General features: G+C 59.3%; 9 protein-coding genes. 5 read left to right on the top strand and 4 right to left on the bottom strand.

Translation table 11 applies throughout. The features are described 5' to 3' along the window. Positions 1-49 precede the first annotated feature (49 nt). The 4 genes from oadA to MSNKSG1_RS15970 all read right to left on the bottom strand — a co-directional run bounded on the left by oadA (position 50) and on the right by MSNKSG1_RS15970 (position 4,386). Positions 50-1,849, bottom strand: coding sequence for a sodium-extruding oxaloacetate decarboxylase subunit alpha (gene oadA / locus MSNKSG1_RS15985; RefSeq protein ID WP_008940334.1), 1,800 nt, complete (start codon positions 1,847-1,849; stop codon positions 50-52). A 21-nt stretch (positions 1,850-1,870) separates the two neighbouring features. Then, positions 1,871-3,292, bottom strand: a complete 1,422-nt coding sequence (locus MSNKSG1_RS15980; RefSeq protein ID WP_040887014.1) for an acetyl-CoA carboxylase biotin carboxylase subunit — start codon at positions 3,290-3,292, stop codon at positions 1,871-1,873. A 103-nt stretch (positions 3,293-3,395) separates the two neighbouring features. Beyond that, entirely contained in the window at positions 3,396-3,995 is a 600-nt protein-coding gene (locus MSNKSG1_RS15975) for a CBS domain-containing protein (protein ID WP_008940332.1), read from the bottom strand. A gap of 64 nt (positions 3,996-4,059) precedes the next feature. Beyond that, a complete protein-coding gene (locus tag MSNKSG1_RS15970) occupies positions 4,060-4,386 on the bottom strand; it encodes a hypothetical protein (RefSeq protein WP_152638804.1) in 327 nt (108 codons plus the stop codon). 429 nt (positions 4,387-4,815) lie between these two features. Here MSNKSG1_RS15970 and MSNKSG1_RS15965 point away from each other — a divergent pair, with 429 nt between their 5' ends. From MSNKSG1_RS15965 to MSNKSG1_RS15945, 5 genes are all read left to right on the top strand, one after another. After that, positions 4,816-6,222: a hypothetical protein gene (locus MSNKSG1_RS15965; RefSeq protein WP_152638803.1), complete on the top strand. Its 1,407-nt coding sequence runs from the start codon at positions 4,816-4,818 to the stop codon at positions 6,220-6,222. A gap of 141 nt (positions 6,223-6,363) precedes the next feature. Then, complete coding sequence (locus tag MSNKSG1_RS15960) at positions 6,364-7,206, top strand: hypothetical protein (RefSeq protein ID WP_008940329.1); 843 nt, start codon at positions 6,364-6,366, stop codon at positions 7,204-7,206. Between the two features lie 240 nt (positions 7,207-7,446). Continuing rightward, the gene (locus MSNKSG1_RS15955; RefSeq protein ID WP_008940328.1) at positions 7,447-8,643 is read left to right on the top strand and encodes an acyl-CoA dehydrogenase family protein; all 1,197 of its coding nucleotides are present in this window, start codon (positions 7,447-7,449) and stop codon (positions 8,641-8,643) included. Between the two features lie 10 nt (positions 8,644-8,653). Next, positions 8,654-9,796: an acyl-CoA dehydrogenase family protein gene (locus MSNKSG1_RS15950; RefSeq protein ID WP_008940327.1), complete on the top strand. Its 1,143-nt coding sequence runs from the start codon at positions 8,654-8,656 to the stop codon at positions 9,794-9,796. Between the two features lie 109 nt (positions 9,797-9,905). Next, positions 9,906-10,664 carry a class II aldolase/adducin family protein gene (locus tag MSNKSG1_RS15945; RefSeq protein ID WP_008940326.1) on the top strand — a complete coding sequence of 253 codons (759 nt, stop codon included), beginning with the start codon at positions 9,906-9,908 and terminating at the stop codon, positions 10,662-10,664. Positions 10,665-10,686: the final 22 nt, after the last annotated feature.

Raw genomic sequence — 10,686 nt, 5'->3', positions numbered from 1 at the left:
GAAAAAGCCCCTCAAAACGAGGGGCTTTTTTTTGTGTCCGGCGGGACCGTTATTCGATGTCCACCAGAACTTCACCGGGTACCACGCGGTCGCCCTTGGCGATGAACACGCCTTTCACGGAGCCGCTGATGGTGGCTTTCACCTCGGTTTCCATCTTCATGGCTTCGATGATCAGCACCGGATCGCCGGCTTCGACCTGATCGCCCTCCTTGACCAGCACGTCCACAATGTTGCCCGGCATGCTGGTGGTGACGTGCCCCTCTTTGGTGGCACTGGCACGACCGCCGCTCTTGCCGCCGCCCTCGTTGCCATCACTGAGCGACGCCAGGTGAATCTCCTCCGGCACGCCGTCCACGGTCATGTAGAACCGGCGCTCGCCATCGCTGACCGGGTTGGCACCGGTAACGTGAATGTCGTAGCTCTCACCATGCACGGTGATCTTGAACTTGGTATCCACGGGTCCGCCAGTGCCTTTGGCAGGGATGGGCTCGAGCGGCTCGGGCTCCAGGGTTCCGTCGCGACGCTGTTCGAGATAGGCGCGGGCCTGATCCGGGAACATGGCGTAGGTCAGTACGTCCTCTTCGGCAGTGGCCAGATCACCCACCTGCTTGCGCAACTCGTCGAGTTCGTGAGGGATCAGGTTAGCCGGGCGCTCCTCGATCAGGTCCTCCTTACCAACCGCGCGACGCTGCAACTCCTGGTCGACGGCGGCCGGGGCCTTGCCGTACCAGCCCTGCAGGTACTTCTTGACCTCGTTGGTGATGGACTCGTAGCGCTTGCCGGCGAGAACGTTGATCACCGCCTGGGTACCGACGATCTGGGACGTCGGCGTCACCAGCGGGGGATAGCCGAGGTCTTTCCGGACCCGGGGGATTTCTTCAAAGACATTCTGGATGCGATCGAGGGCACCCTGCTCCTTGAGCTGGTTCGCCAGGTTGGACATCATGCCGCCCGGTACCTGGGACAGCAGCACAGACGTGTCCACGCCGTTGTATTCGCTTTCGAACTGGTGGTACTTCTTGCGGACTTCGCGGAAATAACGGGTCGCCTTGTCCAGCAATTCGAGATTCAGGCCGGTCTCATAACCCGCATCATGAAGGGCCGCCACCAGCGATTCGGTGGGCGGGTGACTGGTACCGCCGGCGAAGGCCGACAGTGCGGTATCGATGTGGTCCACGCCCGCTTCCATTGCCGCCCACTGGCACATCGGCGCCATACCCGAAGTGGCATGGGAGTGCAGGAACACCGGCAGGTCCAGCGTGTCTTTCAGCTTGCCCACCAGTTCCGCGGTGACGCCCGGCGTCAGCAGGCCCGCCATGTCCTTGATGGCAATACTGTCGGCGCCCATATCAGCCATGGCTTTGGCCTGTTCCAGATAGGCATCGGTATTGTGAACCGGGCTGACGGTATAGCAGATCGTACCCTGGGCATGCTTGCCGGCTTTCTTGACCGCCTTGATGCTGGTCTCCAGGTTACGGACGTCGTTCAACGCATCGAAAATACGGAACACGTCCATGCCGTTTTCGGCAGCCTTGGCCACGAACGCCTCGACAACGTCATCGCCATAGTGGCGATAACCCAGCAGGTTCTGGCCCCGCAGCAGCATCTGCAGGCGGGTGTTGGGCAGGGCCTCGCGCAGGGTCCGCAGGCGCTCCCACGGGTCTTCCTTCAGAAAGCGGACACAGGCGTCGAAGGTGGCGCCACCCCAGCATTCCAGCGACCAGTAACCGGCCTGATCCAGCCACTCGCAGGCCGGCAGCATGTCTTCGGTCCGCAATCGGGTTGCGATCAGGGACTGGTGCGCGTCCCTCAGGATAACGTCGGTAATATGAATCTTGCGCTTACTCATCAGGATCTCTCCAATATTCTTTTACAGGCCCGCCTGGGCTGCGATGGCGGCAGCAATGGCTGTGGCGATGGATTCGGGGCGGGTCTTGCTGCTGTATTCCAACAACTGCGGATTGCGCTCGACAAAACCGGTATTGAAATCAGCGCCCTGGAAATCGGGGTGCTCCAGGATCTGCTTATAATAAGGAATGGTGGTCTGGACACCGTAAATGCCCATGTCGCCCAGCGCCCGGCGGGAGCGTGCAATCAGCTCCGGCCAGTCCATGGCCCAGACAATCAGCTTGGCACACATGGAATCGTAATAGGGCGGGATTTCATAACCGGTGTACATGTTGGCGTCAGTCCGGACGCCCGGGCCACCGGCTGAATAGTAACGGCTGATCCGGCCAAAGCTGGGCAGGAAACCATTCTTGGGATCTTCCGCGTTGATGCGGAACTGGGCGGCGAAGCCACGATAGCTTATGTCTTCCTGCTTGAGGCCCAGCGGTTCGCCGGCAGCAATACGGATCTGGGCCTTGATGATATCCACCCCGGTGATTTCCTCGGTGATGGTGTGCTCCACCTGCACCCGGGTGTTCATTTCCATAAAATAGAAGCTGCCGTCATGGTCCAGCAGGAATTCCACGGTCCCGGCATTCACGTAGCCACACTGTTTTGCCACTCGCTTGGCCAGATCGCCAATGTATTCGCGCTGGCTTTCTTCGAGCTGGGGGGACGGTGCCAGTTCGATCAGCTTCTGGTTGCGCCGCTGAATGGAGCAGTCACGCTCGTACAGATGAACCACATTGCCGTGACTGTCCGCCAGGATCTGGACCTCAATGTGGCGCGGCTCGATGATGCACTTTTCCAGAAACACCTCGGCGCTTCCGAACGCCTTGGTGGCTTCGGAAATCACGCGCTCGTAATTCTGGCGTAGCTCTTTTTCGTTATCGCAGCGCCGGATACCCCGGCCACCGCCACCGGACGTGGCCTTGAGCATCACCGGATAACCGATGTCAGCGGCCTGCGCCACGGCGTCCTCAACGTCCTCCAGGTTTCCTTCCGAGCCGGGCGTTACCGGTACGCCAGCGGCCAGAGCGGTTTGTCTTGCCTGGGTCTTGTCGCCCATGGAAGCAATCGCTTCGGAAGACGGCCCCACGAAGGTAATGCCCCGATCCTTGCAGATCGCGGCCAGTTCCGCGTTCTCGGACAGGAACCCATACCCCGGATGCAGGGCATCGCAGCCGGTTTCCACCGCCAGGTTCACGATGTGATGCGGATTCAGGTATCCCGACAGGGGATCCTTGCTGATCTGGTAGGATTCATCCGCTTTCTTGACGTGCAACGAGTACTCATCGGCTTCCGAATAGATCGCCACTGAGCGTACACCCAGTTCACTACAGGCCCGGGCAATTCTGACCGCGATCTCGCCTCTGTTCGCGATCAGCAGCTTCCTGATGGCCATGAATGTTACCTCTCGGTCTTGGGATGGATTTTGGAACACCAGCATCCTGGCCAGTGTTCCGGGTTTGGCCCGATACCACAAGGGCTGTCGGGCCTCCTTCGACCTAGAACCCTCCCTGTACCACGTTCACGATCTCGTAGAACTTGGTGGCACGGTGTTCAAGGTCGATCGTCAGCTCAAGCCGGCTGGCCAGCTCCCGCGCAACCAGCAGGCCGCGCAGGTAGGTCTGGCCGGGGTGCTGGCGGTCGTCATCAAGCACCATCAGGTATTCCTCGTGGACTTCCTGAAAGGTACTCACAAGATCGCCAACCGTCGCGGCTCGCAGATCACGGTAATGGATCGCCGGAATTTCACTCAGTGGGCGCATGATATCACGCACATGAATGTCCCGGAGGGCCGCGCCCTGACGGTTGGCCACCATCATGGGCTTTTTACCGTTCACATCCTGAATCGTCAGTATACCAATACAATCGCCGGCCTGGTTTTCAACCAGCTTGATCGGCGTGTCTGCAAGCCGCATCCACAGCCGGGCTTCGGTCACCGGCATGCCGGAACTCAGCGATGAGGGTTTCTGCTCGGCAAAATCGGTCAGAAGATGCACGGCCGCGTCGTCAGGGCCGATATGGGCCAGCGGCTTTGCCGTTGAGATGGCACTGGTGCGGGTCAGGTCCTGCACCGGTAACGCACTGAATAAACTGTTCATAGAAGATCCTCGCATAGTTGCAATCTGATTGGGCGGCAGGAACCGCCAGGTCAGTCGACAGTCACTACGCGAGCGCAGGCGGGCCCTGCGGCAAAGCCGGATAACTCAGGAGCCGCTCAGGCGGCTGAATAAACTCTAGGCTGACACAGAAGGACGCATCAGATTCCGGCAGGGAGAGGATCGGCGACAGGTCGGCGAGAACCGGGGGTTCGGAGGACGGTGAATCCCCGGACCCATCCACCGATACAATCTTGATGGACGCGGGCCCATCAAATTTGAGTTCAAGGGCAGGCTGGGCGGAAGTCGCAGAAAAAAGAAAAAGCAGGGCCACGATCAACGTCGAGAATACGCTGATACGGATGGCCGGATTGCTATACAAACGTCTTCGCATACACCTGTCTGCGTTGATGTCTTGGAATACTTCCTACTCCATTTCTATCACATGCGCTTTTTGACCCAAAGCAAATTCTTGATAATCCTCAATTGCAATTTGTTAGGAATTGCCTGCCACACCTGACTTTCCGGTTCAGATTTCCAAGTTTTTCACTTCAACGGGATGACAGCTATTTTTTCATCTGCTAACTTTACGTGGTATATGGTTTCGCTTTGCGAAATTATGTAGATTCAAAAGACATTTTTCGGAACAAGAAAACAACAATGACTGGCCGATTTGTCACAGATAACCCCATTTTTGATCCGCGCCAGCTACGGTGCGGATTCCCCTGTTTTGGCACCGACCGGTTCCAAAAATCCCGAGTAAAACCACGCATCCAATAACAAAGAGTCGTACCACCAAACCACAACAACAAGGGTTGAAAGCATGACACAACAACGTAGTAACGCTCGAAAGCACAACAAAACCAAAGCCCTAGGTTCCGTTTCCCTGCTGGCGCTCGCCGTCATGGGCGCGTCTTCCGCTCAGGCACTCCAGACCGACGTGAGTGTGGACTATGAAGCCAAGGCCTACTCCATCCGCTCCGGCGCCTGGGACACCAATTACACCAGCGATTGTTCTGACCTGAAGAATCCCGTTGCGGCTGGCTGCCATACCGCGGAAGCCCGTGACAACGGCTTTGCCAACCTGCTGCGCGTGACGTCGAATTTCAAGGACGAGGAAACCGGCGTATCCGTCCACACCCGACTGGAACTGTCCGGTGATCGCTGGCAGGGCGATGATCTGGACTACAACACCGGTGCCAGCGAAGCCTTCAACACCGACAACCGCGGTTCCCTGGTCAGCCTGGATCTTGGCTATGCCCAGATCCCGCTTCCGGGCCACGCCATCCTTCGCGTGGGCCGCCAGGAAGCCAACTGGAACAATGGACTCCTCGTTTCTGATGACCGCCGTGACCGGATCCTCGGCATCGTACCCACCGGCATCGGCACCATCCTGGCTCTGTACGACCGCCGAGGCGACCAGCAAGGCTTCTTCGCCAACGACAACGGCGACATGACGGCACTGGGTATCGTGACCAAACTGGGCGGATTCAAGACGGGTGCACTCTGGGTGCACTGGTTCAGCAACCACAGCGGTGCCAGCCAGGGTTATGCCTTGCAGGGCGCTGACATCATTTCCCCATACATCACCGGCGATGTTGCGGACATGTTCACCCTGACCGCCGGCTTTAACTGGATGGGCAACAACCAGATCGATGAGTATGCCCCGGGCGTCCCATACAGCAGCCCAGCTGTTGGTCTGGACGGCCTTGTCTACAGCGACTCGTCCTGGGCGGAGTACATCCGCGTCGAGAAGACCCTGGGCGACCTGGATCTGGGCCTTCAATTTGTGGGCACCCAGGACGGCGGCCTGATCTCCTCCGGTTTTGACACCTACTCCAGCATGATCAACAACAGCCCCGAGTCCACCGCCAACCCGACCAGCGTTTATCGCATGGGCGGAAAAAGTGGCCTTAAGGACTACAACGAAAACCTGGTCATCGCCAAGGCCGGCTACAACCTGACACCGCAGTTCAAGCTGACCGGTGCCGTGGGCAACCTGGCCGTTGATAACGGTACTGACAGCGACGACTCCCTGGTTCTGGACCTTCAGGCCAGCTATCAGGTGAACAAGGCCGTTCGCGTCTGGGCTACTGCCGGCATGATCGCCAGCAACAAGGTCGGCACCCTGACCGGTAACCCGCTCGTTGACAGCACGCCGATCAAAGGCACCAGCTTCGACAGCAACCACGTTTCCTCCGGCAGCCTGAACCTCTCCGTGAAGTTCTAAGTTCCGGAAACGACCCACACATGTTGCACCCTTGGGCGAATCGGTTCCCGCACCGGTTCGTCCTTTTTTATGGGGGCACCGGGTGGCACGTGCGAAAACCATGCAATACGCTTACGACTCACCCACAGACAGGATTCCACGATGACGGTCATGGCCCGAAAACTGATGATCGCAACCAGCCTTGTCGGCTTTCTTCTGACTGGTTGTACAACCGCCCCGCCGGATGAGCAGATCTCAGTGGCGGATTCCAGCGAAGCACTGGGTTATGAAAAACCCGACTGGCAAACCCCGTTCTGGGAACGCAACCGGACACCGGAAGCCAGTGAGGCAGAGGCAGCACCACCGCCTCAGGCAAGCCCGTCAACGGATGGCGTCCTCCGGGCCAATATCGGAATTGTCGTCGGCGAAAACGTCAGTCCCGGGCTGGAGACCGCCCTGCGCAACAAAGCGACCCGCTATGGCTTCATACCCGTTCCGACATCGGCACTGCGGGATGCGGCCCGACGAATTCCTGAATGCAGCGACCTGCGCTCATTGGCCTGTGCCAGGGCATTGGCGGTCTATCCTGGTGTTCGCCTGATGATGATCGTGAAAAACCGGGAACTCACTCTGATCGACCCCAGCGCCGGAGCAATCTACCCGTCCACCGAGCTGCCATCGGACAATCCGGCTGACGCGGCCCTGAAACTGGCGGCCGAACGCTCGACCCTGAGCCCCTGGGTGCTGCGGGCGTTTCCCGGTGACGACGGCCAGCTTTATATCAGTGCGGGTTCCGATAACGGCGTAACCCCGGGAACGGAACTCACCGTGCATGAACCGGGCACTCTGGTCCGAGCGCCCAGCGGACAACCGGTTGCCTGGCGGCCCGGCAAAACCATCGGCAAAGCGCGTGTCGTTGAGCTGGTGGGTTCCAACCTGGCTGTCGTCGTCAGCAAAAGCGGAACCTCGCTGACACCGGACATGGACCTGCTGATCTCTCGCTGACAGCCCTTTTGCCCGGGAACCATCCCCCTGTTCCCGGGCTTTCAACACCCGCTCCACCTCGATTTCGGCGAACACCGTCCCCGTCCGCATATCCATTCGCAAGTTCGCCACTACCCAGCCAATATTTGCGACTACGCTCTTCATTAATGGGCGATTGACACAGCGGTTATGATGTTCCATGATTAGGCAATTCTGCTATGCGGTATAGATTTTCGCTTTTACTCACAAAGAGGCTATCCGATGAACATGAACTACACGGCTGAGGAACTTGCCTTCCGTGATGAGGTACGGGCGTTCCTGGACGAGAAGCTTCCGGAAGACATCGCTGCCAAGGTGAAAGGGTTCCGTCGCCTGTCGAAGGAAGACCATCAGCGTTGGCAGAAAATCCTGTCCGAAAAAGGCTGGTACGCAACGCATTGGCCGGAAGAGTACGGCGGCGTTAAGTGGTCACCGGTCCAGAAACACATCTGGGACGACGAATCCTGCCGCTACGGTGTTCCCCGCTCAATCCCGTTCGGGGTGAACATGGTGGCGCCGGTCATCATCAAGTTCGGTACCGAAGAGCAGAAGCAGAAATATCTGCCGCGTATCCTGAGCGGCGAGGACTGGTGGTGCCAAGGCTATTCCGAGCCGGGTGCCGGTTCCGACCTCGCCTCCCTGAAAACCCGTGCGGTTCGTGAGGGCGACCATTACATCGTCAACGGCCAGAAAACCTGGACCACGCTGGGCCAGCACGCCAACATGATTTTCTGTCTGGTTCGCACCAACACCGAAGTGAAGGCCCAGGAGGGCATTTCCTTCCTGCTGATCGACATGAACACCCCGGGCATTACCGTGCGTCCGATCATTACTCTGGACGGTGAGCACGAAGTCAACGAAGTGTTCTTCGAGGACGTGAAGGTTCCCGTCGAAAACCTCGTGGGTGAGGAAGACAAGGGCTGGACCTACGCCAAGTACCTGCTGACTTACGAGCGCACCGGTCTGGCCGGCATTGGCATTTCCAAGGCGGCGCTGTCGCACCTGAAAGAGCTGGCCGGTCGTCGTCTCAAGAACGGCCGCCCGCTGATCGAGGATCCGTCCTTCAGCCAGCGCATCGCCCAGGTCGAAATTGACCTTACCGCTGCTGCCATCAGCAACCTGCGGATCATTGCGTCCGTCGAAGGCGGTGGTGTACCGGGTGCCGAGAGCTCCATGCTGAAAGTACGTGGCACCGAGATTCGCCAGACGATCAACGATCTGGCACGTCGGGCCATTGGTCCCTACGCCATTCCGTTCGTGGAAGAAGAACTGGATCTGGACTACGACGGCGAGTTCCTCTCTGATGAGAACGCAGCGCCGCTGGCCGCCCAGTACTTCAACAACCGCAAGCTGTCGATTTTCGGCGGATCCAACGAGATCCAGAAGAACATCGTGTCGAAAATGATTCTCGGGCTCTAAGGAGGCGACCATGGATTTCCGATTGAACGAAGAGCAGCAGATGCTGCAGGACACCGTGGCCCGCCTGGTTCGCGGTGAGTACAGTTTTGAAAAGCGCCTGGAGTTCAGCGAATCCGAGCTCGGTTTCAGCGAGGATTTCTGGAAGCAGCTGGGCGAACTGGGCCTGACCGCCGTTCCCTTCCCCGAGGAGCTCGGTGGTTTTGGCGGCGGTGGCGTCGAAGTACAGAGCGTAATGACCGAACTCGGCCGCGGCCTGTGCATCGAACCCTACCTGCAGTCGGTCGTCCTTGGCGGCGGCCTGATCAGCCAGGTCGGTAACGATGCCCAGAAGGAACAGTGGCTCGGTGGCATCGCGTCCGGTGAGGTCCGGGCCGCCGTGGGCCTTCAGGAGCCGCAGAGCTTCTACGACCTGAACAACGTGGAAACCCGTGCCGAAAACAGTGGCGACGGCTACGTGCTGAACGGTCGCAAGGCCGTTGTGATCGGCGGGCACTGCGCCGACGTGCTGTTGGTGTCCGCCCGCACCGGCGGTGATACCCGCGAGGCCGACGGTATCAGCCTGTTCCTGGTGAGCCCGGATGCCGACGGTGTTGAACGACGCACCTACCCGACCATCGACGGCGCCAAGGGCTGCGACCTCGTGCTGAACAACGTCAAGGTGGGCACCGATGCCCTTCTCGGCGAAGAAGGCAAGGCCGCCGACATCATTGAATACCAGACCGGCCGTGCCATTTCCGGCCTGTGCGGCGAAGCCGTCGGCGCCATGGAAGTGGCCTGCGACCTGACCCTCGATTACCTGAAACAGCGCAAGCAGTTCGGCGTTCCCATCGGCAAGTTCCAGGTCCTGCAGCACCGCATGGTGGACATGATGTCGGAGCTGGAACAGGCCCGGTCCATGGCCATTCTCGCCGCCAGCGTCGCCGACGAGCCCCAGAGCGATGAGCGTCGCCGGATCCTGGCGGCCGCCAAGAACGTCATCGGACGTGCCGGCCAGTTCATTTCCGAGAAGGGCATCCAGTCCCACGGCGGTATTGGCATGACCTGGGAATACAACTTCGCCCACTACGCCAAGCGCCTGGTGATGATCAACCATCAACTTGGCGATGACGATTTCCATCTGGAACGTTACGCCGCTCTGTTACAGGCCAGCTAAATCCCCTTCATCAGTGAGCCTGAGGCCTCCCTCAACCAGTCAGAGGCCTTTTTGGGGGTGGCCAGTGGCCACCCCCTTTTTTATGGTAAGAACACAAGAGGTGATAATCATGACAACAAACACCAACGAAGACCTTCAGGATCTGCGAAAGGCAGAATGGAAAGTTCGCACCGAACTTGCCGCGGCTTATCGCCTGGTCGCCCTGTTTGGCTGGGATGATCTGGTCTTTACCCATCTGTCCGCCCGGGTACCCGGTCCGGACCATCATTTCCTGATCAACCCCTACGGCCTGCTGTTCCACGAAATCACAGCTTCCTCCCTGGTCAAGGTGGACAAGAATGGTGAGGTGGTCGAATCAGGCAGTGTCAGCCGCGTCAATCCGGCCGGCTTCACCATTCACAGCGCAGTGCATATGGGCCGGGAAGACGCCGGTGCGGTCATGCACCTGCATGCGCCGGACGGTGTCGCCGTGTCCGCCCATCGGGATGGCCTGTTACCCCTGAGCCAGACCGCCATGCTGTGCCTGGACCACCTGAGCTACCACGATTATGAGGGCGTCGCCCTGAACCTGGATGAGCGGGAGCGGCTGATCCGTGACCTCGGTGACAAGTCCATGATGCTCCTGCGCAACCACGGCGTGCTGACTGCCGGGAAGGACGTGCCGGAAACCTTCACCTACCTCTATTTTCTGATGAAGGCCTGCGAGATCCAGGTTCGCGCGCTGGCCTGCGGCCCCACCTACCTGCCATCCGAACAGGCGATTGCCACCACCGCGGAGCAGTCCCAGCAACTCGGTATGGCCTCGGCACTGACCTGGCCGGCACTGGTTCGCCTGCTGGACAGTAAAAACCCCGGCTACGGCGTTTGACCGCCCCATCGCGACAGGAGAG

The organism is Marinobacter santoriniensis NKSG1, from assembly GCF_000347775.1.
Lineage (GTDB): Bacteria > Pseudomonadota > Gammaproteobacteria > Pseudomonadales > Oleiphilaceae > Marinobacter > Marinobacter santoriniensis.
This window is presented reverse-complemented; position numbering and strand designations above follow the sequence as displayed.

Bases quoted from the DNA above. Each gene is read 5' to 3' on its own strand.
- MSNKSG1_RS15960 (WP_008940329.1), top strand. From the start codon at position 6,364: ATGACGGTCATGGCCCGAAAACTGATGATCGCAACCAGCCTTGTCGGC.
- MSNKSG1_RS15980 (WP_040887014.1), bottom strand. From the start codon at position 3,292: ATGGCCATCAGGAAGCTGCTGATCGCGAACAGAGGCGAGATCGCGGTC.
- MSNKSG1_RS15945 (WP_008940326.1), top strand. From the start codon at position 9,906: ATGACAACAAACACCAACGAAGACCTTCAGGATCTGCGAAAGGCAGAA.
- MSNKSG1_RS15955 (WP_008940328.1), top strand. From the start codon at position 7,447: ATGAACATGAACTACACGGCTGAGGAACTTGCCTTCCGTGATGAGGTA.
- MSNKSG1_RS15975 (WP_008940332.1), bottom strand. From the start codon at position 3,995: ATGAACAGTTTATTCAGTGCGTTACCGGTGCAGGACCTGACCCGCACC.
- MSNKSG1_RS15970 (WP_152638804.1), bottom strand. From the start codon at position 4,386: ATGCGAAGACGTTTGTATAGCAATCCGGCCATCCGTATCAGCGTATTC.
- MSNKSG1_RS15965 (WP_152638803.1), top strand. From the start codon at position 4,816: ATGACACAACAACGTAGTAACGCTCGAAAGCACAACAAAACCAAAGCC.
- oadA (WP_008940334.1), bottom strand. From the start codon at position 1,849: ATGAGTAAGCGCAAGATTCATATTACCGACGTTATCCTGAGGGACGCG.
- MSNKSG1_RS15950 (WP_008940327.1), top strand. From the start codon at position 8,654: ATGGATTTCCGATTGAACGAAGAGCAGCAGATGCTGCAGGACACCGTG.